Here is a 24,452-nt window from a genome sequence, read left to right on the forward strand (position 1 = left end):
TGGCGGCTCTAGTCTCGGCCTACAAAAAACAGGAGACGCGCCATGACCGCCGAGCCCCGCCCCATTGAAGACAGCCTCAACATCCCCGACAGCCGCGGCATCAACCTGTTCGAGTGCGACGCCGGCCTGGCCGCGCTGCTCCAGGTCTACCTGCCCTCGGCGGTCTACCAGCAGTGGTTGCCCACCTTGCAGCGCCTGGGCGCCCGGGCCGGTGGCGAGCTGGATGTGCTGGCCCTGAGCGCCGACAAGAATCCCCCGGTGCTGCAACCGCGTACCCGCCGCGGCGAGAACCTGCAAAGCATCGCCAAGCATCCGGACTACGTCACCCTGGAACGGGTGGCCTTTGCCGAACTGGGGCTGGCTGCCATGAGCCACCAGCCCGGAGGCCCGCCGCCGCTGATCAAGTACGCCCTGACCTACCTGTTCGTCCAGGCCGAGTTCGGCCTGTGCTGCCCGGTGAGCATGACCGACTCCCTGACCCGCACCCTGTGCAAGTTCGGTACGCCGGAACTGGTGGCGCGCTACCTGCCGCAGTTGCAGTCCCAGGAGTTCGAGACGCTGTTCCAGGGGGCGATGTTCATGACCGAACAGGCCGCCGGTTCAGACGTTTCACGCACCGAAACCCGGGCCCGGCTGGAAGATGGCCAATGGCGCCTGTTCGGTGAGAAGTGGTTCTGCTCCAACCCGGATGCCGACCTGGCCATGGTCCTGGCGCGCCCGGAAGACGCACCACCGGGCATGGCCGGGGTGACCCTGTTCCTGTTGCCCAAGGTGCTGCCCGACGGCTCGCGCAACCACTACCGGATCCAGCGCCTGAAGGACAAGCTGGGCAGCCGCTCCATGGCCAGTGGCGAGATCACCCTGGAAGGCGCCACGGCCTACCTGATCGGTGAGGTCGGCCGCGGTTTTCAGCAGATGGCCGACATGATCAACATGTCGCGCCTGTCCAATGGCGTGCGCGCGGCGGGGCTGATGCGCCGGGGGCTGAGCGAGGCGTTGTACATCGCCCGCCAGCGCCGGGCCTTCGGCAAGCACCTGATCGAAATGCCGCTGATGCAGCGCCAGTTGCTGAAGATGATGCTGCCCACCGAACAGGCGCGCTCGATGTTCATGCAGATCGCCAGCTTGCTGCCCCGGGCCGATGGCGGCGATGAGACGGCGCGCAAGTGCGTGCGGATCCTCACGCCGCTGATCAAGTTCCGCGCCTGCCGTGATGCCCGCCGGGTGACCGGCGATGCCATGGAAGTGCGCGGCGGGGTTGGCTATATCGAGGAGTGGAGCGATGCCCGGCTGGTGCGCGATGCGCACCTGGGGTCGATCTGGGAGGGCACCAGCAACATCGTCGCCCTGGACATTGCCCGGGCGGTGACTCGGGAGCAGGCGCTGGAGCCGTTGCAGGGCTATCTGGCCGGGCTGCTGGCCGAGGCCGATTTGCCACCGGCGAGCCGCCGGCTGTTCGATTCGGCCCTGTTGCGCACCGTGACCGGCTTCCATGCCGTGGCGCAGCAGCGCCGGGACGAGCAGGTACGGCAGGTGGGCAGCGTTCTCTATCACCTGGCCAGCGCCATCTTCATGGCCTGGGAGGCCGCGCGCCAGGGTGCGGACCATCGGCGCCTGGCCCTGGCTCACCTGGTGCTGGTGCACAAGGTATTGCCGCGCGATCCGTTGGGCCTGGAGCCGGTGATCGATGCCGAGCTGCTGGCGCGCCTGGCCAATGAAAGCCCGCTGTCCCAGGCCCAGGCCATGCAATTGCTGCCGGCCTGAATGGCCGTCCTTGTCCGATCTGCCGGAGTACATCCATGACGTTTGCCCAAGGCGCCCTGGCGGGCGTGAAAATCATCGATCTCAGCCGTGTGCTGGGCGGCCCCTACTGCTCCCAGGCCCTGGCCGACCACGGCGCCGAGGTGATCAAGCTGGAACCTTTGAGCGGTGATGAGACCCGGGGCTGGGGGCCGCCTTTCGAAGGTGATGACGCGGCGTATTTTCGCGGCATCAACCGTAACAAGCAGGGGATCGCCGTCGACCTGTCGCGCCCCGAAGGCCTGGAACTGCTGATGCAGTTGCTGGAAGGCGCCGACGTGCTGATCGAGAACTTCAAGCCGGGCACCCTGCAGCGTTGGGGCATCGGTTACCAGGAGGTGCTGAGCCAGCGTTTTCCGGCGTTGATCCACTGCGGGATTTCCGGCTTTGGCGCCGATGGCCCGCTGGGCGGGCTACCGGGTTACGACGCGGTGATCCAGGCCATGGCCGGGCTGATGAGCGTCAACGGCGAAGGCGACGGCGGGCCGTTGCGCATCGGCCTGCCGATTGTCGATATGGTCACCGGCCTGAATGCCCTGGCGGGGATTCTCCTGGCCCTCAACGAGCGCCAGCGCAGCGGCCTCGGGCAGTCACTGGACATCTCCCTGTACGACTGTGGCGTGTCCCTGCTGCACCCGCACCTGCCGAACTACTTCGCCGCCGGCAAGACGCCCAAACGCACGGGCAACGCTCATCCCAACATTGCTCCCTACGACAGCTACCGCACCGCTGGCGAGCCGATTTTCCTGGCGGTGGGCAACGACCGCCAGTTCGCCCGGCTGTGCCAGGAACTGGGGGCCGGCGCGTTGCTGGAGGACCCGCGCTTTACCGACAACGGCAAGCGCTCGGTCAACCGCGAGGCCTTGAAGCAGCAACTGGAGCATTACCTGTCGGCGCACGACGGCGCGTTGCTGGCCCCGCGGCTGATCGGCCAGGGGGTGCCTTGTGGTTCGATCGCCACCGTCGACCAGGTGGTGGCTCATCCCCACACCCGGCATCGCGGGCTGCTGGTGGAACTCGATGGCTACCGGGGCATAGGTTCGCCGGTGAAGTTGTCACGCACGCCGGCCAGCTACCGTACGGCGCCGCCGAGCCTGGGGCAGGACACCCGGGCGGTATTGCAGGGGCTGGGCCTGGATGACCCGACCATCGCCGCTCTGCTGGCCAGTGGAGTGGTGCACGGTTGAGGCTCAGGGGCGGCGGGCCCGCAGCAGAGTGAAGCTGATGGCCGGGCTCTGTTGCAGGACCTTGTCGCCAGCCAGCACCTGCACCGCCAACCGGTGCTGGCCACGGTCGATATTCACCAGCTGCAGCTCGGGCCCCTGGCCGGCCTGGCCATAGGGCTGGCCATCCAGCAGCAGGCGCAGACGGTGGCCGGGCCGCAGGCTGGGCTGCAACTCCACCTGCACGCTGAAACTGCCGTTGTTGGCGCGCAAGGCACCGTGCTCCGGTACGCCGCTCAGTTGCAGCCGTTCGTAGGCCAGAAGGGTGCTGGCAGGTTGTGCTGCCGGCGTATGTGGCGCCGGTGTGGCCGGGCTGGGGAGGCGATTCGGCGCGGGTGTTTCAATCTGCCGGTACGAGGTTCCCGGCGGCTGGTCGCTATAGGCGCGATTCCCGGCCGAATCGGTGTACTGGTAGATCTGCGCGCCGGCTGGCAATGCGCTGATCCACAGCAGGCAAGCAATGAAGAGGTGCATCTCGCAGATCCTGGCGGGTGCCTGAAAGGCTCCAGCATAGGGCGCTGCTGCGCGTGGCGCAGGCGCCGTTAACCTTTGAACACACATAACTCTGCCGTGGCACGAACCATCGCCAGTCGTCGCAGTGGGTCGCTGCTGCTGGCCTGATTGGCCCGGGCCAGCCATTGCGGGCATTGGCGGTCGGTGCGCTGCGGGCTGAAGTCGGCCAGTTGCTGCAGCAGGCGTTTTTGTAACTGATCAAGTTGGGGGCGGATCTGCCCGGCCAGGTCCTGGCGCGGAGTGTCCGGTGCCCTGCCTTGCAAGTGCCAGGCCGAGAGTCGGGCGTATTGCACCAGCTTGTTGGCTTCGATCTGGGCGGCGAAGAACTGCCCAACCGTTTCTTCGCTCAAGTGATAGGTTGCGGCCTGGGCGGTTGCCCCGGCGATCACCTGTTGTTCCCGCGGGCGGTCTTCCACGGCCTTGTGGCTGTCCCATTTGCTCAGGGCCACCTGATCGGCAATCGCCAGGCGTTCGCCGATGCTCTGCAGCAGCGGGGCGAGGGCGGGCGGGGCGTCACTGGCGCAGGCGGCGGTGGCGAACAGGCTGCAAGTCAGGGCGAGGCACAGGTTGAGGCGCGAAGTCATGGGCGGGCTCGGCTGCTGATGGGGAGACGGCGCCCATGATGCACGCAACCACCCCGGGCAGGGCAAATGCGCGGGCATAAAAAAGGCCTCCCGAAGGAGGCCTCTTGATCACGCGGCTTGCGCCGGTGCTACCGGATCAGCAGCTGTAGTACAGCTCGTATTCCAGTGGGTGTACGAAGGTACGTACCTTGATTTCTTCTTCGCTTTTCAGGGCGATGTAGGCGTCGATGAAGTCGTCGCTGAAAACGCCGCCTTTGGTCAGGAACGCACGACCTTTGTCCAGCTCTTCCAGGGCTTCCTTCAGGCTGCCGCAAACTTGTGGGATCTCTTTGGCCTCTTCAGGCGGCAGGTCGTACAGGTTTTTGTCAGCAGCGTCGCCAGGGTGGATCTTGTTCTGGATACCGTCCAGGCCGGCCATCAGCAGGGCAGCGAAGGCCAGGTACGGGTTGGCAGCCGGGTCCGGGAAACGGGCTTCGATACGGCGGGCCTTAGGGCTCGACACGTAAGGAATACGGATCGAAGCGGAACGGTTGCGCGCCGAGTAGGCCAGCATGACCGGGGCTTCGAAGCCTGGCACCAGACGCTTGTAGGAGTTGGTCGCCGGGTTGGTGAAGCCGTTCAGGGCCTTACCGTGCTTGATGATGCCGCCGATGAAGTACAGGGCGGTATCGGACAGGCCGGCATAGCCTTCACCTGCGAAGGTGTTCTTGCCGTCTTTCCAGATCGACATGTGGACGTGCATGCCCGAGCCGTTGTCGCCGTACAGAGGCTTGGGCATGAAGGTGGCAGTGCGGCCGTAGGCGTCAGCCACGTTGTGCACCACGTACTTCAGGGTCTGGGTTTCGTCGGCCTTCTTCACCAGGGTGTTGAACTTGACGCCGATTTCGTTCTGGCCGGCAGTCGCCACTTCGTGGTGGTGAACTTCGACGGTCAGGCCCATTTCTTCCAGTGCGTTGCACATGGAGGTACGGATTTCGTGGTCGTGGTCGAACGGTGGAACCGGGAAGTAGCCGCCCTTGACGCCTGGACGGTGGCCCTTGTTACCGCCTTCGATGTCCTGGTCGGACATCCACGAACCTTGTTCGGAGTAGATCTTGAACATGGAGCCGGAGATGTCGGACTTGAATTTCACCTGGTCGAAGATGAAGAACTCTGGCTCTGGGCCGGCGAATACGGTGTCGCCGATACCGGTGGCTTTCAGGTGCTCTTCGGCGCGCTTGGCGATGGCACGTGGGTCACGATCGTAACCCTGCATGCTCGAAGGTTCGATGATGTCGCACACCAGGATCAGGGTCGGTTCTTCGGTGAACGGGTCCAGTACGGCGGTTTCGTCGTCCGGCATCAGGATCATGTCGGAGGCTTCGATGCCTTTCCAGCCAGCGATGGAGGAGCCGTCGAACATCTTGCCAGCTTCGAAGAAGTCTTCATCCAGCGCATCACGAGCCGGCATGGTCACGTGATGTTGAGTGCCCTTGGTGTCAGTGAAGCGCAGATCAATCCATTTGACGTCATGATCTTTGATGAGTTGAACCGACTTCGACATAGTGTCCTCCGGGTGGCTTCGGGCTTGGTGTTGGAGTGCCCTTAGAATGTGGGTGATGCCGGCGCGAATACTCTGCCATGGCAACCTGCCTCACAAGGGAGCAAATTGCATGCCAGTGCCCCGAGATGGGTTTTCTGCCCCAAAATCACGCTTTCTGCGCCGTATTGGGTTGAATGCCGGCATTCGACGCACTGCAATGTAGCGTCTTTGCCAATAAATGACCCGTTTTGGTGCATCGAAAACCTTCTGCACATAAACTGGTTAAACCTTGAGCAATTTCCGCTATAATCCGCGCCCCCCTTTTTCGGCTGGCCCAGCGCGCGCTGTTTTCATGAAACTAATCGTTAAAGTTTTCCCGGAAATCACCATCAAGAGCCGCCCGGTTCGGACGCGTTTCATCCGTCAGTTGGCGAAGAACATCCGTGCCGTGCTCCGCGACCTGGACCCGGCCGTGGTGGTCAATGGTGTGTGGGACAACCTCGAGCTGGAAACCGCCGTCAGCGAGCCCAAGGCCCTGAAGGACATGACCGAGCGCCTGAGCTGCATGCCCGGCATCGCGCATTTCCTGCAGGTCGACGAGTACCCTCTGGGCGACTTCGACGACATCGTCGCCAAGTGCAAGCAGCACTTTGGCGAAGCCCTCCCGGGGAAGGTTTTTGCCGTGCGCTGCAAGCGTGCCGGCAAGCATGAATTCAGCTCCATGGACGTGGAAAAATACGTCGGCAGCCAACTGCGTCGGCAGTGCGGCGCCGCCGGAATTTCCCTGAAAGAGCCTGAAATCGAAGTGCGGATGGAAATTCGCGACCAACGGTTGTTCGTGATCCACAGCCAGCACAACGGCATCGGCGGCTACCCGCTGGGCGCCCTGGAACAGACCCTGGTCCTGATGTCCGGCGGTTTCGATTCCACGGTGGCGGCGTACCAGATCATGCGCCGCGGCCTGATGGGGCATTTCTGCTTCTTCAACCTGGGCGGGCGTGCCCATGAACTGGGCGTGATGGAAGTCGCGCACTATATATGGAAGAAGTACGGCAGCTCCCAGCGCGTGCTGTTCGTCAGCGTGCCGTTCGAGGAAGTGCTCGGGGAAATCCTCGGCAAAGTCGACAACAGTCATATGGGCGTCATTTTGAAGCGTATGATGTTGCGTGCCGCGTCGAGCATCGCCGACCGCCTGCACATCGATGCGCTGGTGACCGGCGAGGCGATTTCCCAGGTGTCCAGCCAGACCCTGCCGAACCTGTCGGTGATCGACTGCGTGACCGAGAAACTGGTACTGCGCCCCCTGATCGCCAGCCACAAGCAGGACATCATCGACCTGGCCGTGGAGATCGGCACCGCCGACTTCGCCAAGCACATGCCGGAGTACTGCGGGGTCATCTCGGTGAACCCCAAGACCCATGCCAAGCGCCATCGCGTCGAGCATGAAGAGAAAGAATTCGATATGGCGGTGCTCGAGCGTGCGATCGAGCGGGCCAAACTGGTGCCGATCGATCGAGTGATCGACGAGTTGGGCCAGGATGTGCAGATTGAAGAAGTCAGTGAAGCGCTGGCCGGTCAGATCGTCATCGACATCCGTCATCCGGATGCCGAGGAAGACCAGCCGCTGGAGCTCGCGGGCATCGAAGTAAAAGCGCTGCCGTTCTATGCATTGAACGCCCGCTTCAAGGAACTGGACCCTACGCGCCAGTACCTGCTGTATTGCGACAAAGGCGTCATGAGTCGCCTGCATGCTCACCATCTGCTCAGTGAGGGACATGCCAATGTGCGCGTTTATAGACCGAGCTAAGTGCCCGGGGATGTTCGCCTGTGGCTTGCGTCACCGGCCCCCCGACGCCGCCGTCCAGCTGTAACGGCCAGGCCTGAATCTATTGTTAATCGCTGCCAGCATTTGTCAGCACACCGAATCCTCTGATCGAGATACACAAGTGATCGAAAATCTACGCAACATCGCCATCATTGCCCACGTTGACCATGGTAAGACCACCCTGGTAGACAAACTCCTGCGTCAATCCGGCACCCTGGAGCGCAACGAGCTCAACGACGAGCGCGTGATGGACTCCAACGACCAGGAAAAAGAGCGCGGCATTACCATCCTGGCGAAAAACACCGCCATCAACTGGAACGGCTACCACATCAACATCGTGGACACCCCGGGCCACGCCGACTTCGGCGGCGAAGTTGAGCGCGTAATGTCCATGGTCGACTCCGTGCTGCTGCTGGTCGACGCTCAAGACGGCCCTATGCCGCAAACCCGTTTCGTGACCAAGAAGGCTTTCGAAGCCGGCCTGCGTCCAATCGTGGTGATCAACAAGGTCGACCGTCCGGGCGCGCGTCCTGACTGGGTTCTGGACCAGATCTTCGACCTGTTCGACAACCTCGGCGCCACCGAAGAACAGCTGGACTTCAAAGTCGTCTACGCCTCGGCCCTGAACGGCATCGCCGGTCTGGACCACACCGAAATGGCCGAAGACATGACCCCGCTGTACCAGTCGATCGTCGACAACGTGCCAGCGCCAAGCGTTGACCGTGACGGTCCGTTCCAGATGCAGATCTCCGCTCTGGACTACAACAGCTTCCTGGGTGTGATCGGCGTTGGCCGTATCGCTCGCGGTCGCGTCAAGCCCAACACCCCGGTAGTGGCCATCGACGTCGACGGCAAGCGCCGCAACGGTCGTATCCTCAAGCTGATGGGCCACCACGGTCTGCACCGCGTAGACGTTGAAGAAGCAGCTGCCGGCGACATCGTCTGCATCAGCGGTTTCGACGAGCTGTTCATCTCCGACACCCTGTGCGACCCGACCGCTGTTGAAGCGATGAAGCCGCTGACTGTCGACGAGCCAACCGTTTCCATGACCTTCCAGGTCAACGACTCGCCATTCTGCGGTAAAGAAGGCAAGTTCGTGACCTCCCGTAACATCAAGGAGCGTCTGGACAAGGAGCTGCTGTACAACGTTGCTCTGCGTGTCGAAGAAGGCGACTCGGCCGACAAGTTCAAGGTTTCCGGCCGTGGTGAGCTGCACCTGTCGGTACTGATCGAAACCATGCGTCGCGAAGGTTTCGAAATGGGCGTTGGCCGTCCTGAAGTGATCATCCGTGAAGTTGACGGCGTGAAGCAGGAACCGTTCGAAAACGTCACCATCGACATCCCTGAAGATTCCCAGGGCAAGGTCATGGAAGAAATGGGCCTGCGTAAGGGTGACCTGAGCAACATGGTTCCGGATGGCAAGGGCCGTGTACGCCTGGAATACAACATTCCAGCCCGTGGTCTGATCGGTTTCCGTAACCAGTTCCTGACCCTGACCAACGGTGCAGGCATCCTGACCTCGATCTTCGATCGCTACGCTCCGATGAAGTCCGGCCACATGTCCGGCCGTCAGAACGGCGTACTGGTATCGGTAGAAACCGGCAAGGCCCTGACCTACTCCCTGGAAACCCTGCAGGCGCGCGGCAAGCTGTTCGTCGAGCACGGCCAGGAAATCTACAACGGTCAGATCGTTGGTCTGAACAGCCGTGACAACGACCTGGGTGTGAACCCAACCAAAGGCAAGAAGCTCGACAACATGCGTGCTTCGGGCAAGGACGAAACCATCGCCCTGGTTCCGCCGGTCCGTTTCACCCTGGAACAGGCTCTGGAATTCATCCAGGACGACGAGCTGTGTGAAGTGACTCCTAAGTCCATCCGTCTTCGCAAGAAGATCCTGGACGAAGGCGAGCGTACTCGCGCTGCCAAGAAAGCCAAGAACTGAGTCTTTAGTTCCGGCTGAATGAAAACGCCCCCGGCCTTGCGGCCGGGGGCGTTTTTTTTGATCTGTGAAAAAGCTCGGGTCCTGTCGCCACTGCCGAGCCTGCGAGGCTGCGCTCGACCGCGTAGCGGTCGTAAAGCGGTGTATCTGAAACTCTGCAGTAGCCCGTACTGCGGCGGCTTTGCAGCCGTTCGCAGCCTCGCCAAGGCTCGGCTGCGGCTACAGGGCGGCAGGGTTACATGGGGAACGGGGTTGCAGGCGCAGGCCGGGGCTCAGAAACGTTCCAGGGTCCGGCTGCTGGTATTGGTCGGGCGCACCTGGGGCTTGGGCTTGTAAGCGCAGTAACCCGGGCGCGGGCCGATCTTCGGATGGTTGCGGCAGGTGTCCGGGCGCTTGTCATAAATGGTGCACAGGCGGCTTTTACGATCCAGATACAGGCAGTCGTTGTTGCTCATGCGCTGCAGGGTGAAGATTTCCGACTTCTGGTTGTAGCGCTCGACGATGCCTTCCTTCTGCAGGCGCTTGGCGATGTTCTTCGCCGGCTCGCCGCGTTCGAACTCATCGACGATGCCGATGCGGATCAGGTCCTTGATCTTCACTTCCACCGGCAGTGTGCAGCAGCTGGACATGCAGGAGCCGCACATGGGGGCGGTGTACTTGGCCCAGGTATCGAGACGATCGATTTCCGCGGCGGCGATCAGGTTGGACTTCATCAAGGTCATTTCCGGCAGGTGTTCCAGGGCGCGCGATCATACCGGGACTGGTGGATTTTTGAACGACTTTAGGTCGGATTTTTCTTCATGTGGCGCCGAACAATACCTGGCGGCACGGCAACTGCATCCTTTTCTCCCGCTGGCGCAGAAGACTCCCTGTTTAGCCGAGCCATTTGAAATAGCGCCGAACCAGAGCCTTCGCCTCGTGTCAGACCGACTAGGCTCAGACAATTCCATGCTCACTGTGTATCTCGTCAGAGGTCGTATCGATGACTCAGGAACCCCTTGTTCGCGACGCTGAGGTGGCCGCTTTTCGCGAAGCCGTCTTGACCAAACTCACCTACGCGGTAGGCAAAGACCCGGATCACGCCTTCGACCACGACTGGTTCGAAGCCATTGCCCTGGCCGCGCGGGACCACATGGTCGACCACTGGATGGATCACACGCGGCAGATCTACCGCAAGGGCCAGAAGCGGGTGTACTACCTGTCCCTGGAGTTCCTTATCGGCCGCCTGCTGTTCGACAGCCTGAGCAACCTCGGGCTGCTGGAGGTGGCCCGCGAGGCCCTCACCGACCTGGGGGTGGACCTGGAGCGCATCCGCCTGCTGGAGCCCGATGCGGCTTTGGGCAACGGTGGCCTGGGGCGCCTGGCGGCGTGCTTCATGGAAAGCATGTCGACCCTGGGCATCGCCGGCCACGGCTACGGCATCCGCTACGAACACGGCCTGTTCCGCCAGGCCATCGTCGATGGCTGGCAGCAGGAGCAGACCGAGCACTGGCTGGATTTCGGCAACCCCTGGGAGTTCGAGCGCCCCGAGGTGATCTACTCCATCGGCTTTGGCGGCAGTGTCGACACCGTGACCGACGAGGCGGGCAACACCCGGCAGGTCTGGTGGCCGGCGGAAACGGTGCGCGCTGTGGCCTACGACACCCCGGTGGTGGGCTGGCGCGGGGCCAGCGTCAACACCTTGCGCCTGTGGCGGGCACGAGCCATGGAAGACCTGCACCTGGAGCGCTTCAATGCCGGTGATCACCTGGGCGCGGTAGCCGAAGTGGCCCGGGCCGAGAGCATTTCCCGGGTGCTGTACCCGGCCGACAGCACCGAGGCCGGCCAGGAGCTGCGCCTGCGCCAGGAATATTTCTTCGTCTCGGCGTCGCTGCAGGACCTGCTGCGCCGCCACAAGAACATGCACGACTCGGTGCTCAGCCTCGGCGAGCACGCGGCGATCCAGCTCAATGACACCCACCCGTCGATCGCCGTGGCCGAGCTGATGCGCCAATTGGTCGACCTGCACGGCATCGCCTGGGACGCGGCGTGGCAGATCACCGTGGAAACCCTCTCCTACACCAACCACACCTTGCTGCCCGAGGCCCTGGAAACCTGGCCGGTGGGCCTGATGGAGCGCATGCTGCCGCGGCACATGCAGATCATCTACCTGATCAATGCCCAGCACATCGACTCGCTGCGGGCCAAGGGCCTGCACGATTTTGACGTGCTGCGGGCGGTGTCGCTGATCGAGGAAGACAACGGCCGCCGGGTGCGCATGGGCAACCTGGCGTTTCTCGGCTCCCACAGCGTCAACGGCGTGTCCGGGCTGCACACCCAGCTGATGCGCAGCACGGTGTTCTCCGAGCTGCACAAGCTGTACCCCGAGCGCATCAACAACAAGACCAACGGCATCACCTTCCGCCGCTGGCTGTACCAGGCCAACCCGCAACTCACTGAAATGCTGGTGGAGGCCCTGGGCCTCGAACTGCTGGACAGCCCCGAGGAACTGCTCAGGGGGCTCGAACCCTTTGCCGAGAAACCGGCCTTTCGCAAACAGTTCGCCGAGCAGCGCCTGCACAGCAAGCGGGCCCTCGCGGCGATCATCCATGAGCGCCTGGGAATCGCGATCAACCCGGCGGCAATGTTCGATGTGCAGGTCAAGCGCATCCACGAATACAAGCGCCAGTTGCTCAACCTGTTGCACACCGTGGCGTTGTACCAGGCGATCCGCGCCGAGCCGGAAACCGACTGGGTGCCGCGGGTGAAGATCTTCGCCGGCAAGGCTGCCGCCAGCTATCACCAGGCCAAGCTGATCATCAAGCTGACCAACGACATCGCCCGTACGGTGAACAATGACCCCACGGTGCGCGGCTTGCTCAAAGTGGTGTTCTTGCCCAACTACAACGTCAGCCTGGCGGAAAGCATCATTCCTGCCGCCGACCTGTCGGAGCAGATCTCCACCGCCGGGTTCGAGGCCTCGGGCACCAGCAACATGAAGTTCGGCCTCAATGGCGCGTTGACCATCGGCACCCTGGACGGCGCCAACGTGGAGATGTGCGAGCAGGTCGGCGCGGAGCACATGTTCATCTTCGGCCTCAGTGCCCAGCAGGTGGAGGCGCGCAAACGCAATGGCGAGTTCAGCGCGGTGCCGGATATCGCCGCCTCCCATCGGCTGAACGACGTGCTGCAGGCGATTCGCGGCGGGGTGTTCTCCCCGGACGATCCGTCGCGCTATACCGCGCTGATCGATTCGCTGATCGATTACGACCGGTTCCTGGTCTGCGCCGATTTCGACGCTTACTGGAACGCCCAGGCTCGGGTCGAGGAGCGCTGGCACGACTCCAAGGAATGGTGGCGTTCGGCGGTGCTCAACACTGCGCGCATGGGCTGGTTCTCTTCGGACCGGACCATCCGTGAATACGCCACGGAGATCTGGAAGGCCCTGGAATGAGGCCCCTGAGAAAATTCTAGAAGTGTGCACAAGGCCCAGCGTTTGTTGGGCCTTGCCGATATACTGGGCAGCGTTTTGCTTCCCCGGCGGTGTCTTTTGGCTGGTGTCCGGCTTCCAAGCGGGGAGGGGCCTTTACCGGTTTACCGGCGCGGGCACCCATACGGTTGCACCCGTCCGTCAATGGACTGCTTAGGGATATCGACACATGCAATGGATATTCATGCTGCTGGGAGGGGGACTGGGCTGGCTCCTTGACGAGTCCTTCAGCGACGCCCTGATTGGCGCGGTTTCGGGCTTGGCCATCGGCCTGGCGATTCGTTCCGACGCCTTGCATCGACAAGTTGTCGACCAGCATCGTGAGCTGGAGAAGGCAAAGAAGGCCCTCGCTACCCTGGGCCAGCGCCTTGCCCTGCTGGAAAGCATCGGCGGCCCCGCTGCTGAACCCGCCTCAGAACCCCAGGCCAGCGCCCCGCTGGCCGAGGCAGGCAGCGGCATGAGCGCCGCGCCGGAACTTGCAGACCTTCCCGAATTCATTCTTGAGGAAGTCCAGCCCGTGGAGCCGGCGCCGGCTGCCCCCGAGCTGGTCTGGGAATTGCCCGCGGCAGCGAGCCCTGCCGCCTCCGTGGAGGCCAGCCAGCCGGTGCCGGAGTCGGTGTGGCAACCCCAGCCCCAGGCGCCGGCCCGTGAGTCCGTAGCTGCGCCTCGGGAACCCAACCTGATCGAGCGCGCTCTGAGCGGCGCGCGCAACTGGCTGTTTGGCGGCAACACTGTGCTGCGGGTCGGCGTGGTGCTGTTGTTCCTAGGCCTGGCTTTCCTTCTGCGCTACGCCACCGAAGGCATGGTGGTGCCGCTGGAGCTGCGCTACGCCGGGGTTGCGGCCTGCTCCCTGGGCCTGCTGGGCCTGGGCTGGTGGTTGCGGCGGCGCAACAGCAACTACGCCCTGATGCTCCAGGGCACCGGTATCGCCGTGCTGTACCTGACGGTGTTCGCGGCGATGCGCCTGCATCCGTTGCTCGACCCTTCCGCGGCCCTTGGCCTGTTGGTGGCGGTCACGGTGTTTTCGGCGATCCTGGCCATTACCCAGGACGCCCTCAGTCTGGCGGCCGCTGCAGCCCTGGGCGGCTTTGCCGCACCGATCCTGACGTCCACCGGCGCCGGCAGCCATGTGGCACTGTTCAGTTACTTCGCCCTGCTCAATGCCGGCATCCTGGCCATTGCCTGGTTCAAGGCCTGGCGCCTGCTGAACCTGATCGGCTTTGTCGGCACCTTCGGTATCGGCTTTGCCTGGGGCCTGCGCTCCTACACGCCGGAGCTGCTGTGGAGCACCGAGCCCTTCCTGATCCTGTTCTTTGTCATGTACCTGGCCATTGGCCTGCTGTTCACCCGGCGCAAGCTGCTGGAAATGCCCGACGCACCGGCGGATGACAGCCGCCAGGCGCTGCTGCACTGGTCTGCGCGCAAGGGTGACTACGTCGACGGCAGCATGCTCTTCGGCCCGCCCCTGGTGGGCTTCGGCCTGCAACTGGCGCTGGTCCAGCACCTGGAGTTCGCCGCTTCCTTCAGTGCCCTGGCCCTGGGCCTGACCTACATGGTCCTGGCCCGGCTACTGATGGGCGGCCGCGCCCTGTTGCTGGGTGAAACCTGCCTGGCCCTGGGCGTGATCTTCGCCAGCCTGGCGATCCCTCTAGGCCTGGATGCGCGCTGGACCTGCGCTGCCTGGGCCGTGGAAGGGGCGGGAATCTTCTGGCTCGGCCTGCGCCAGCAACGGCCGCTGGCCCGGGCGTTCGCCCTGCTGCTGCAACTGGGGTCGGCCCTGGCCTTCCTCAGTAAGCTGCAGCCCGGCGCTACCAGCCTGCTGGACGGCGCGCCGCTGGGGGCGTTGCTGCTGGGCGTCGCGCTGCTGTTCAGCTTCGATCAGTTGCGGCGGGCGCAGAAGACCCAGGTAGCGAGCTGGGAGCAGGGCATTGCGCCGATCCTGGCGGTGGCCGGGCTGGCTTTCCTGTACCTGCTGGCGCCGTTGTTCCTGTTCACCCAGGGCACCGCCATCAGCTGGGCGGTGGCCGGGTTGGCGACGCTGTTTGTCGGCCTGCGCCTGCAATCGCGGACGTTCCTGTTCACCGCCTTCGCCGTGCAGCTGTTGGGCGGTGCGCTGTTCCTGATGCGCCTGCAAGGTGCGGACGGCGATGCCGGTGCGGTGTTCAACGCCGGCTGGAGCGGGCTGATGAGCGCTTCGCTGATTGGCCTGGCGCTGATCGGCGGCATGCTCCTGGCGGCCCGCAATGACATGGTGCGCAGTGATCCGCGGCTGCTGCGGGGCTTGTCCCTGGTACTGCTGGCCGGCCTGATGATGATCAACCTGGCGGTGCTGTTCGTCCTGCCCTGGAGCACGGCCAGCGGCGTCTGGGCCGCCAGTGGCCTGCTGATCATCTGGCTCAGCCTGTATCTGCAGCAGCGGGCCAGCTTTGTCTTCGGCCTGGTGCTCCAGGTGATTGGCGGCAGCACTTTCCTGCTGGCCGGTTCGGGTTGGTATTTCGTGACGGCGGACGCTGCGCGGCCTCTGGCCAATGGCGATTTCTGGACGCCGATGGTCCTGGCCCTGGCGGCCCTGGTGGGCGCCTGGCGCCTGCAGCGGGGCAACCATGGTTCGGCCTTCGATACCTTGAGCCTGGGCCACCTGTCCGATCTGTTGCTGGCCTGGGGCGCCTGCTGGTGGGCCTTTACCTGGCTCAAGGAAGTGCTGCGCTTCGCCCCGGCCCATTGGCAGGCCAGCCTGCTGTTGCTGATCAGCGCGGCTAGCGTGTTGCTCTGGGCGCTGCTGGCGGTACGTTTGAAATGGTCGTCCCTGGGCCTGTTGTGCAGCCTGTTGATACCGGCCGCGGGTCTGGTACTGCTGGCTTCCTGGGCTCCGCGCTATCACCCGGCGGCGGATTTCGGCTGGCTGGCCTGGTCCCTGTTGTTCGCCGTGCACTTCTTCAGCCAGCGGCGCCTGGTGTCGCAGCTGCCGGCACGGGTGGCGAGCATCGCCCATGTGCTGGGCTGCTGGTTGCTGATCGACGTGCTGGCGCTGGAGCTGCGTTATGGCCTGCTGCTGTTGTCCGAGCAGTACAACGCCTGGCGCTGGCTGGGCTGGGCGATCCTGCCGAGCCTGTACCTGGTGGCGATGGCCGCGCCGCGCGCCTGGCCGTGGCCGGTTTCTGCCCACTCCCGCGAGTACCGCCTGTATGCCGCGCTGCCCCTGGCGGTGCTGATGCTCGGCTGGTTCTGGCTGGCGAATATCTTCAGCGATGGCCGGGCCGAACCACTGCCTTACCTGCCGCTGCTCAACCCGCTGGAACTGGGGCTGCTGTTCGCGCTGTTCGGCGTCTATGTCTGGTCGCGCAGCGCGGTGCGGGAACTGGCGATCCGTGCCGACTATGCCGAGCGTGCCACGCAACTGGTGGCGGGGCTGTCGCTGTTCGCCTTCTTCACCGTGCTGGTGATGCGGGCGGCCCACCATTGGAGCGGCGTGCCGTTCCAGGCGGATGCGTTGCTGGAATCGATGATGGTCCAGGCCGGGCTGTCCATCGTCTGGACCCTGATTGCCCTGAGCCTGATGATCGGCGGCCACCTGCGTCATCGCCGTGAAGTCTGGCTGATCGGCGCAGTGCTGATTGCCGTGGTGGTGGCCAAGCTGTTCCTGGTGGAGTTGAGCAACCGTGGCGGGCTGGCGCGGATCGTCTCGTTCATCGGGGTGGGAGTATTGCTGCTGGTGGTGGGCTATTTCGCCCCATTGCCGCCCAAGCGCGCCGAGGCGCAAGCCGAGCCCGGCAAACCGTTGAATGAAGGAGTGTCATCGTGAGTGCGAAGCTGAGCCTGGGCTGGTTGGGGGCTGTGGGCCTGTGTGTGGCGTTGTCCGCCGTGGCCCAGGACAAACCGGGGGACTTCAAGTCCCTGGCACCCCTGAGCCTGAGCGGCGAGGGGCCCTGGTATCGCCTGGAACTGCCGTTGGCGGTGCAACTGCACGCCAGCCAGACCGACCTGCGGGATATCCGTGTGTTCAACGCTGCCGGTGAGCCCCAGGCCTATGCCCTGGCGCGCCAGCAGGCGCAGACCACCGAGCAGCACACGCTCAGCGATGTGAAGTGGTTCCCGTTGTACAGCTCGGCAGATGCCGCCGACAGCACCCCCAGCGTGCGGGTGCAATCCACCACCAATGGCACGCTGGTGGAGGTTCAGCCCTCCACTCAACTGGAGGCCGGCGAGGAGGTCCTGCGTGGCTGGTTGCTGGATGCCAGCGCAATCAAGGCACCGTTGCAGCAACTGGTGCTGGACTGGACCAGCGAACGCGACGGCTTCCAGCGGTTCAGCATCGAAGCCAGCGACGACCTGCAGCACTGGCAGCCCTGGGGCGAAGGCCAGGTGGCGCGCCTGTCGTTCGCCGACGAGCGGGTCGAACAGCATGAAGTGGCGTTGCCCGGGCAGACGGCGCGCTACCTGCGCCTCTTGTGGAACACCCCGCAAACGGCGCCGGTGCTGACTTCGGCGCAATTGCAAAGCAGTACCACCAGCAGCCTGCCCTCGCCGCTGGTGTGGTCGCAGCCCCTGAAGGGCAGCAGTGCCAAGGCCGGCGAGTACACCTGGCAGCTGCCCATGGGTTTGAACCTGGAACGGGTGCGCATTGCCCTGACCCAGGCCAACAGCCTGGCTCCGGCCACGCTTTATGGGCGCCGAGAAAGCAGCCTGCCGTGGCAGCCCCTGGGCAATGGCCTGCTGTACCGCCTGACCCAGAATGGCCAGGACGTGCAGCAGAACGAACTGCAACTGCCGGGGCAGACCGTGCAGCAACTCAGGCTGGTGGTGGATGAGCGTGGTGGCGGCCTGGGCGCCGAGGCCCCGAGCCTGGAGTTCGCCGTGCGTGGCACCCAACTGGTGTTCCTGGCTCGGGGAGCCGGCCCTTACACCCTGGCCCTGGGCAACCCCACCGCGAGCGCGGCCAACCTGCCGCTGGCGACCCTGATCCCCGACTACAGTGCGCAACGCCTCAAGCAGTTGGGCCAGGCCAAGGTCGAGGGCGCGGCGCAACTGGCCTCGGCCACTGTCGCTCCTGCCGCTGCCGTGGCGGCAGGCGGGCCGGACTGGAAGAAGATCGGCCTGTGGGCCGTATTGCTTCTCGGGGTGCTGGCCCTGGCCGGCATGGCCTTCAGCATGTTGCGCAAGCCCGCGGCCTGAGGCGGGCAGGTGTGGCGAGGGAGCTTGTTCCCTCGCCACCAAGGTCCATCGTGCCCGGGGTTTTTGACTACGCTGGAACCGGCGCCTGAACTCTAACTGGCGGTTCCCTGTCTGAGAGGAGGAAATGCGCCCCGACTCGCGTTAAACTGCGCGGGTTTTTAGCCCCCCATTCCTCCGGAGCCTTCCATGTCCCGCGTTACCCTGAGTCGCTATTTGATTGAGCAGACCCGCAGCAACAACACTCCTGCCGATCTGCGCTTCCTGATCGAAGTGGTGGCGCGTGCTTGCAAGGAGATCAGCCACGCCGTTTCCAAGGGCGCCCTGGGCGGTGTCCTGGGCAGCATGGGCACGGAAAACGTGCAGGGCGAAGTGCAGAAGAAGCTCGACGTGATCTCCAACGAGATCCTGCTCGAAGCCAACGAATGGGGCGGCCACCTGGCCGGCATGGCGTCCGAGGAAATGGACAATGCCTACCAGATCCCGGGCAAGTACCCCAAAGGCGCCTACCTGCTGGTATTCGACCCGCTGGACGGCTCCTCGAACATCGATATCAACGCACCGGTCGGCACCATTTTCTCGGTACTGCGCTGCCCCAACGAGTACCTGAGCCAGAACGAAGCCCTGAATGAAAAGGCCTTCCTGCAGCCGGGCACCCAGCAGGTCGCCGCCGGTTACGCCATCTACGGCCCGCAGACCATGCTGGTGCTGACCCTGGGCGACGGCGTCAAAGGCTTCACCCTGGACCGCGAAATGGGCAGCTTCGTGCTGACCCACGAAGACATCAAGATTCCGGAGTCCACCCAGGAATTCGCCATCAACATGTCCAACGAGCGTCACTGGGAAGCCCCGGTCAAGCGCTACGTGGAAGAACTGCTGGCGGGCGACACCGGCCCGCTGAAAAAGAACTACAACATGCGCTGGGTCGCGGCGATGGTGGCTGACGTGCACCGTATCCTGACCCGGGGCGGTCTGTTCATGTACCCACGTGACAGCCGCGAGCCGGAAAAACCGGGCAAGTTGCGCCTGATGTACGAAGCCAACCCGATGTCGTTCCTGGTGGAACAGGCCGGCGGCGCGTCCACCGATGGTCACAAGCGCATTCTCGACATTCAGCCTGAAGGCCTGCACCAGCGTGTGGCGGTGTTCCTCGGCTCGAAGGAAGAAGTGGCCCGCGTGACCGGCTACCACAAGGAATAAGCCATGAGCGCGCCCTGGCAGCCTCTGCTTGATTGGTGGTTCGGTTCAGCCGAAAAGCCGGCGGAGATTGTCGCTGCCAAGGGCCGGTTGTGGTTTGGCAAGCGCGACAGCCAGGACCTCGAAGCGCGTCAGCGTTTCGCCGGCCTGGTGGAGCAGGCCCTGGCTGGCGGTTTGACCGAATGGGCGCAAAGCCCCCAAGGTTGGCTGGCCATGGTGCTGTTGCTCGACCAACTGCCACGGATGATCTATCGCGACACTCCCAAGGCATTTGCCGGCGACCTGTGTGCCCAGGCACTGGTGGCCCAGGGTATCGCCGCGGATTTTGACCGGCGCCTGCCGGCCATGCAGCGCTGCTTCATCTACCTGGTGTTCGAGCACTGCGAAAACCTGGCGGTGCAGAACGAGAGCGTTTCACGCTTTACCGCCCTGCACGATGAACAGCCAGCGGACGAGCGTGCAGTGTTTGCCGACAACCTGGACTACGCCGAACGGCACCAGAAAGTCATTGCCCGCTTTGGGCGCTTCCCCCATCGCAATGCCATCCTGGGCCGCGAATCCACGGCCGAGGAACTGGCTTTCCTGCGCGAGCCCGGTTCGCGTTTTTAAGGGCACTTTCGCCGGCAAGCCGGCGAAGCTGTTACTCAGATACGGAAACTGCCCACCAGATGCTGCAGGCGCTTGGCCTGCTGCTCCAGGTCGGCGCAGGCGCGCAAGGTGGCCTGGAGGTTTTCCACGCCTTCCTGGTTGAGGGTGTTGATCTCGGTGATGTCGACGTTGATCGACTCCACCACGGCGGTCTGCTCCTCGGTGGCGGTGGCCACCGACTGGTTCATGCCGTCGATCTCGCCGATGCGCTGGGTCACGCTGCCCAGGCGCTCGCCGGCCTGGTTGGCAATGCCCACGCTGTTCTCGCTCTCGCGCTGGCTTTCGGTCATGGTGCCCACCGCTTCACGGGCGCCTACCTGCAGTTCCTCGATCATCTTCTGCACTTGCTGCGCCGAATCCTGGGTGCGGTGGGCGAGGTTGCGCACCTCGTCCGCTACCACTGCGAAGCCGCGCCCGGCTTCACCGGCGCGGGCGGCTTCGATGGCGGCGTTGAGGGCCAGCAGGTTGGTCTGCTGGGAGATGCTGGTGATCACTTCCAGAATCTGCCCGATGTTCACCGTGCTGCTGTTGAGGGTTTCGATGTTGTCGCAGGAGCTGCTGATCTTGGCCGACAGCTGGTGCATCGCGGCGATTGTCTTGTCCACTACCTGCTGGCCGTCTTCCGCCAGGCTGCGGGCGTCGCTGGAATGCTGCGAGGCCAGGGCTGCGTTCTGGGCGATTTCCTGGGCGGCGGCGCCCAGCTGGTTGATGGCTGCGGCCACGCTGCTGGTGCGCGAGGCCTGCTGGTCGGAGTTGAACATCGACGAGTTGGAGGCAGCCACGACCCGCAGGGCCACTTCGTTGACCTGGCCGGTTGCCGAGGACACTTCGCGGATCGAGCTGTGGATGCGTTCGACGAAACGGTTGAACGACACTCCCAGGGTGCCGAATTCGTCGTGGCCGTGGATCACCAGGCGTTTGGTCAGGTCGCCTTCACCTTCGGCGATATCGTGCATGGCCCGGCCCATCAGGTGCAGGGGCTGCATCAGCATGCGGATCAGCATGCCCAGCAGGCTGATGATGATCACCACGGCAATGGCCATGGCGATGATGGCCGAGGTGCGGAACTCGCTGAGCATGGCGAAGGCGGTGTCCTGGTCCAGGACCAGGGCCACGTACCAGTCGGCCGAGGGCACGCCATTGACGTGGGTGAAGGAAATGAACTGGGTCTTGCCGCCCTGCTGCACTTCTTTCAGCCCTGGGCTGACGTTCGGCGCTGCGTTGGGGTAGGCCTCGCTCAGGTTCTTGAGCACCAGCTTGCTGTCAGGGTGGATGAGGATCTTGCCCTCGGCACTGACGATGAAGGCATGGCCGTGGCCGCCGAAGTTCAGTGAGTTGATGATGGCGCTGACGCTCGACAGGTCGATGTCGGCACCGGCCACGCCGATCATCTGGTTCTGGTGCTGTACCGGGGTGGCGACAGTGATCACCAGCTTGCCCGACGAGGCGGCGATGTAGGGTTCGGTGACGATGGTCCGCTGGGCGCCGGTGGCTGCCTTGTACCAGCCGCGGGCGCGGGGGTCGTAATCGGCGGCGCGGTTGCCGGCCGGTACCGAGAACATCACGCCGTCCTGGCCCCCGAAGTAGCTGAGCTGGAAGTTGCCGGTGTAGGCGGGCAGGCCGACGCTGCGTTTCAGGCTATCGGCGCCGCTGCCGTCCACGGCGATCTGCTGGGCCAGGGATTGCAGGAGCTGGATGCGGCTTTCCAGCCAGGTCTGGATGTTGCTGGTGGTCAGGCTGCCCAGTTCCTGCATCGAGGCTTCGGTGCTGCTGCGCAGGGCCTCTCGCTGTCGATAGTCGTTGAACAGAATAAAACAGGCGAACGCAACGGCAACCACAAGGGCGGCTGCGAGCAGGATCTTGTGGCTGAACTTCATATTTCTGGTCATTAAATGAACTACCGCGAGGGGCTGGTCAACGAGGGGCGTCAATTTGCCACAGTGGAGGGCTTTGCGCTGCATCTTATGTCGACTGGCCACCACTGAAAATGAGGGGCAGATGCACAAAGCCGACGAACTGTCAGGTGCGGCAAAAAGGTCCTTGATTTACGAGGCAATTGCCCGGTTTGCCAGGCAAGAAATACCCGTCTCCCCGGGGAACCAGAAGGGGGTTTTCTCTTCTAAGCTTCTGGTTGGCTGACAGGCCTTCCCCCTTTTGTTCAGGAGTTCACCATGTCCCTGCGTTCTCTCGCTCTGTTGTCGTTCTGCGTGCTGCTGGCCGCGTGCAGCAAGGTCAATCAGGAAAACTATTCCAAGCTGTCGGCGGGTATGCCCAAGGCCGAGGTCGAACAACTCCTGGGCAAGCCGACTGACTGTTCGGGCGCGCTGGGCATGTCCAGCTGCACCTGGGGTGACAAGAACAGCTTTATCAGCGTGCAGTACGCCGGTGACAAGGTTCTGATGTTTTCCGGGCAAGGCCTGAAGTAAAAAAAACCGGGGCTTCGGGCCCACGGGAGAAAAATAATGATGCGTTTTGTTGTCACTCTTCTGGTCGGCCTGCTCTTGGCCGGCTGCGCCACGTCCCGGGACGATTCGCTGGCGCCCAAGACCGTCAACCACGTCGATCTCAAGCGTTATCAGGGCACCTGGTACGAGCTGGCGCGGTTGCCCATGTACTTCCAGCGCAACTGTGCGCAATCCGAGGCTCGTTATACCCTGCTGCCGGAGGGCAACGTGGCGGTGCTCAATCGCTGCCTGACCCCGGAATGGAAATGGGAAGAGGCCCGTGGTACGGCCACGCCTCAAGTGCCGGGCAAGACCGACAAGCTGTGGGTGGAGTTCGATAACTGGTTCTCGCGGCTGCTGCCGGGCGCTACCAAGGGCGACTACTGGGTGTTGTACGTCAGCGATGACTACAAGACCGCGATTGTCGGCAACCCGAACCGCCGTTACCTGTGGCTGCTGTCGCGGACCAAGGAGGTCAACGAAACGGTGCGCGAGGAACTGCTGAGCAAGGCTCGCCAGCAGGGGTATGACACCACGCGGCTGATCTGGCGGGTGTCGGACTCGGCCATGGCCAAGACCTCGAAATAAGCTCATCCGCAGGAGCCGGCTGGCCGGCGAAGGCGCTCGTGAGAATGCTTTCGCCGGCCAGCCGGCTCCTACAGGTCGGGATTAGTTGAGCAGGTCACGCAGGACCTGGGTAAAGGCCCGGCTGCTGTCTTCTTCGGCGGCGTGACGCCCGTCGCGCACGACCCACTGCCCACCCACCATCACATCGCGCACCTGACGGTCGCCGCCGGCGAACAGCCAGCGGTTGAGAATCCCGTCGCCGTCGGCGGTGGCCAGGTAGGGGTCGTTGCCATCCAGCACCAGCCAGTCGGCGCGGGTACCCACGGCCAGGGCGCCAATGCCTTGTCCCAGGGCCTGGGCACCGCCATCCAGCGCGGCGTCGTACAGGGTCCGGCCGACCATGGGCTGGTCGGCGCGGTACAGGCGGTTGCGGCGCTGGTCCCGCAGGCGCTGGCCGTACTCCAGCCAGCGCAGTTCTTCCACCACGCTCAAGGACACATGGCTGTCGGAGCCGATGCCCAGGCGCCCGCCCTGGGCCAAGAAGTCCACCGCCGGGAAAATACCGTCGCCCAGATTGGCCTCGGTGGTCAGGCACAGGCCGGCGATGGCCCGGCTGCTGGCCATGAGGCTGACTTCCTCGGGGTTGGCGTGGGTGGCGTGGACCAGGCACCAGCGCTGATCCACCGCGACGTTTTCATACAGCCACTGCAATGGACGCCGGCCGCTCCAGCTCAGGCAGTCGTCGACTTCCTTCTGCTGCTCGGCGATGTGGATATGCACCGGGCAATGGCGATCACTGGCAGCCAGCACTTCGCTGATCTGCTGTGGCGTGACCGCTCGCAACGAGTGAAAGCACAGGCCCAGTTGCTGGTTGGCCTGCTGCGCCAGCAGCGGCTGCAAGTGCTGTTGCAGCTTGAGGTAGTTTTCCGTGCTGTTGATGAAGCGGCGCTGGCCGTCATTCGGTGCCTGGCCACCAAAGCCTGCGTGGCTGTAGAGCACTGGCAGCAGGGTCAGGCCGATACCGCTGCCGGCGGCGGCCTGGCTGATGCGTCGGGACAGTTCGGCGGGGTCGGCGTAGGGCTTGCCGTCGCTGTCGTGATGCACGTAGTGGAATTCAGCTACCGAGGTGTAGCCGGCCTTGAGCATTTCGATATACAGCTGGCGGGCGATGACTTCCAACTGCTCGGGATTGATCTTGCCCACCAGGCGGTACATCAGGTCGCGCCAGGTCCAGAAGCTGTCATTGGGGTTGCCGGCCACTTCCGCCAGCCCGGCCATGGCCCGCTGGAATGCATGGGAGTGCAGGTTGGGCATGCCCGGCAGCAGCGGGCCCTTGAGCCGTTCCGCGCCGTCTGCGCTGGCGTTGGCCTGGATCTGTGTCAGTTGGCCGTTAGCGCTGACTTCAAGGCGTACATGGTTGGCCCAGCCATCAGGCAGCAGTGCACGTTCGGCGAAAAAGGCGGACATGGTTCAAGCACCCTATCGTTTGTTATTTGTATATACATATACAGACGTTTGCCTGCCCGGTAAACTCCGGCAAGCTAGCCACCTT

At 63.7% G+C, this 24,452-nt stretch carries 17 protein-coding genes and 1 pseudogene; 11 read left to right on the forward strand and 7 right to left on the reverse strand.

From position 1 onward, the window contains the following. Positions 1-42: 42 nt before the first annotated feature. Positions 43-1,764, forward strand: coding sequence for an acyl-CoA dehydrogenase family protein (locus AC1RL5_RS18775; protein WP_072452103.1), 1,722 nt, complete (start codon positions 43-45; stop codon positions 1,762-1,764). A 35-nt stretch (positions 1,765-1,799) separates the two neighbouring features. Beyond that, complete coding sequence (locus AC1RL5_RS18780) at positions 1,800-2,987, forward strand: CaiB/BaiF CoA transferase family protein (protein ID WP_492589514.1); 1,188 nt, start codon at positions 1,800-1,802, stop codon at positions 2,985-2,987. 3 nt (positions 2,988-2,990) lie between these two features. Here AC1RL5_RS18780 and AC1RL5_RS18785 read toward each other — a convergent pair whose 3' ends face one another. From AC1RL5_RS18785 to glnA, 3 genes are all read right to left on the reverse strand, one after another. Beyond that, positions 2,991-3,497, reverse strand: coding sequence for a DUF4124 domain-containing protein (locus AC1RL5_RS18785; protein ID WP_185021751.1), 507 nt, complete (start codon positions 3,495-3,497; stop codon positions 2,991-2,993). 68 nt (positions 3,498-3,565) lie between these two features. Further along, positions 3,566-4,120: a chorismate mutase gene (locus AC1RL5_RS18790; RefSeq protein WP_072452100.1), complete on the reverse strand. Its 555-nt coding sequence runs from the start codon at positions 4,118-4,120 to the stop codon at positions 3,566-3,568. 136 nt (positions 4,121-4,256) lie between these two features. Beyond that, a complete protein-coding gene (gene glnA / locus AC1RL5_RS18795) occupies positions 4,257-5,663 on the reverse strand; it encodes a glutamate--ammonia ligase (protein WP_011058761.1) in 1,407 nt (468 codons plus the stop codon). A 331-nt stretch (positions 5,664-5,994) separates the two neighbouring features. On the opposite strand from glnA, the gene thiI reads away from it, so the two are divergent. Together thiI and typA are read left to right on the forward strand one after the other, a co-directional pair. Continuing rightward, positions 5,995-7,449, forward strand: a complete 1,455-nt coding sequence (thiI, locus tag AC1RL5_RS18800; protein WP_011058762.1) for a tRNA uracil 4-sulfurtransferase ThiI — start codon at positions 5,995-5,997, stop codon at positions 7,447-7,449. A gap of 139 nt (positions 7,450-7,588) precedes the next feature. Next, complete coding sequence (gene typA / locus AC1RL5_RS18805; protein WP_019093868.1) at positions 7,589-9,409, forward strand: translational GTPase TypA; 1,821 nt, start codon at positions 7,589-7,591, stop codon at positions 9,407-9,409. A 269-nt stretch (positions 9,410-9,678) separates the two neighbouring features. Here the strand turns inward: typA and AC1RL5_RS18810 are convergent, their stop codons facing one another. Beyond that, entirely contained in the window at positions 9,679-10,119 is a 441-nt protein-coding gene (locus tag AC1RL5_RS18810; RefSeq protein WP_026020056.1) for a YkgJ family cysteine cluster protein, read from the reverse strand. Positions 10,120-10,388: 269 nt separating this feature from the next. Here AC1RL5_RS18810 and AC1RL5_RS18815 point away from each other — a divergent pair, with 269 nt between their 5' ends. The 5 genes from AC1RL5_RS18815 (at position 10,389) to AC1RL5_RS18835 (ending at position 19,850) form a co-directional block, all read left to right on the forward strand. Continuing rightward, positions 10,389-12,839 (forward strand): glycogen/starch/alpha-glucan phosphorylase, encoded by a 2,451-nt coding sequence (locus AC1RL5_RS18815; protein WP_072452099.1) that lies wholly within the window; start codon positions 10,389-10,391, stop codon positions 12,837-12,839. 205 nt (positions 12,840-13,044) lie between these two features. Then, a complete protein-coding gene (locus AC1RL5_RS18820) occupies positions 13,045-16,677 on the forward strand; it encodes a DUF2339 domain-containing protein (RefSeq protein WP_492589515.1) in 3,633 nt (1,210 codons plus the stop codon). Beyond that, entirely contained in the window at positions 16,674-18,047 is a 1,374-nt protein-coding gene (locus AC1RL5_RS18825) for a DUF3999 domain-containing protein (RefSeq protein ID WP_072452097.1), read from the forward strand. The genes AC1RL5_RS18820 and AC1RL5_RS18825 overlap by 4 nt, the downstream gene beginning before the upstream one ends. 186 nt (positions 18,048-18,233) lie before the next feature. Then, positions 18,234-19,244 carry a class 1 fructose-bisphosphatase gene (locus AC1RL5_RS18830; protein WP_011058768.1) on the forward strand — a complete coding sequence of 337 codons (1,011 nt, stop codon included), beginning with the start codon at positions 18,234-18,236 and terminating at the stop codon, positions 19,242-19,244. A gap of 3 nt (positions 19,245-19,247) precedes the next feature. Next, complete coding sequence (locus tag AC1RL5_RS18835; protein ID WP_072452096.1) at positions 19,248-19,850, forward strand: DUF924 family protein; 603 nt, start codon at positions 19,248-19,250, stop codon at positions 19,848-19,850. A 35-nt stretch (positions 19,851-19,885) separates the two neighbouring features. Here the strand turns inward: AC1RL5_RS18835 and AC1RL5_RS18840 are convergent, their stop codons facing one another. Together AC1RL5_RS18840 and AC1RL5_RS18845 are read right to left on the reverse strand one after the other, a co-directional pair. Further along, positions 19,886-20,650 (reverse strand): methyl-accepting chemotaxis protein, encoded by a 765-nt coding sequence (locus AC1RL5_RS18840; protein WP_370059460.1) that lies wholly within the window; start codon positions 20,648-20,650, stop codon positions 19,886-19,888. A gap of 93 nt (positions 20,651-20,743) precedes the next feature. After that, positions 20,744-21,850, reverse strand: a pseudogene (locus AC1RL5_RS18845) (HAMP domain-containing protein); the annotation flags it as partial. A 210-nt stretch (positions 21,851-22,060) separates the two neighbouring features. Between AC1RL5_RS18845 and AC1RL5_RS18850 the strand changes: the two are divergent. After that, positions 22,061-22,315 carry a hypothetical protein gene (locus AC1RL5_RS18850; RefSeq protein ID WP_011058771.1) on the forward strand — a complete coding sequence of 85 codons (255 nt, stop codon included), beginning with the start codon at positions 22,061-22,063 and terminating at the stop codon, positions 22,313-22,315. A 36-nt stretch (positions 22,316-22,351) separates the two neighbouring features. Continuing rightward, positions 22,352-22,921, forward strand: a complete 570-nt coding sequence (locus AC1RL5_RS18855; protein WP_072452095.1) for a lipocalin family protein — start codon at positions 22,352-22,354, stop codon at positions 22,919-22,921. An 81-nt stretch (positions 22,922-23,002) separates the two neighbouring features. On the opposite strand, the gene AC1RL5_RS18860 is transcribed toward AC1RL5_RS18855, so the two are convergent. Beyond that, complete coding sequence (locus AC1RL5_RS18860) at positions 23,003-24,367, reverse strand: formimidoylglutamate deiminase (protein ID WP_019093926.1); 1,365 nt, start codon at positions 24,365-24,367, stop codon at positions 23,003-23,005. Positions 24,368-24,452 lie beyond the last annotated feature (85 nt).

This window comes from Pseudomonas sp. GW822-FHT06D10, assembly GCF_058799535.1.

Bases quoted from the DNA above. Each gene is read 5' to 3' on its own strand.
- AC1RL5_RS18775 (WP_072452103.1), top strand. From the start codon at position 43: ATGACCGCCGAGCCCCGCCCCATTGAAGACAGCCTCAACATCCCCGAC.
- AC1RL5_RS18780 (WP_492589514.1), top strand. From the start codon at position 1,800: ATGACGTTTGCCCAAGGCGCCCTGGCGGGCGTGAAAATCATCGATCTC.
- AC1RL5_RS18785 (WP_185021751.1), bottom strand. From the start codon at position 3,497: ATGCACCTCTTCATTGCTTGCCTGCTGTGGATCAGCGCATTGCCAGCC.
- AC1RL5_RS18790 (WP_072452100.1), bottom strand. From the start codon at position 4,120: ATGACTTCGCGCCTCAACCTGTGCCTCGCCCTGACTTGCAGCCTGTTC.
- glnA (WP_011058761.1), bottom strand. From the start codon at position 5,663: ATGTCGAAGTCGGTTCAACTCATCAAAGATCATGACGTCAAATGGATT.
- thiI (WP_011058762.1), top strand. From the start codon at position 5,995: ATGAAACTAATCGTTAAAGTTTTCCCGGAAATCACCATCAAGAGCCGC.
- AC1RL5_RS18810 (WP_026020056.1), bottom strand. From the start codon at position 10,119: ATGAAGTCCAACCTGATCGCCGCCGCGGAAATCGATCGTCTCGATACC.
- AC1RL5_RS18815 (WP_072452099.1), top strand. From the start codon at position 10,389: ATGACTCAGGAACCCCTTGTTCGCGACGCTGAGGTGGCCGCTTTTCGC.
- AC1RL5_RS18820 (WP_492589515.1), top strand. From the start codon at position 13,045: ATGCAATGGATATTCATGCTGCTGGGAGGGGGACTGGGCTGGCTCCTT.
- AC1RL5_RS18830 (WP_011058768.1), top strand. From the start codon at position 18,234: ATGTCCCGCGTTACCCTGAGTCGCTATTTGATTGAGCAGACCCGCAGC.
- AC1RL5_RS18835 (WP_072452096.1), top strand. From the start codon at position 19,248: ATGAGCGCGCCCTGGCAGCCTCTGCTTGATTGGTGGTTCGGTTCAGCC.
- AC1RL5_RS18840 (WP_370059460.1), bottom strand. From the start codon at position 20,650: ATGTTCAACTCCGACCAGCAGGCCTCGCGCACCAGCAGCGTGGCCGCA.
- AC1RL5_RS18850 (WP_011058771.1), top strand. From the start codon at position 22,061: ATGTCCCTGCGTTCTCTCGCTCTGTTGTCGTTCTGCGTGCTGCTGGCC.
- AC1RL5_RS18855 (WP_072452095.1), top strand. From the start codon at position 22,352: ATGATGCGTTTTGTTGTCACTCTTCTGGTCGGCCTGCTCTTGGCCGGC.
- AC1RL5_RS18860 (WP_019093926.1), bottom strand. From the start codon at position 24,367: ATGTCCGCCTTTTTCGCCGAACGTGCACTGCTGCCTGATGGCTGGGCC.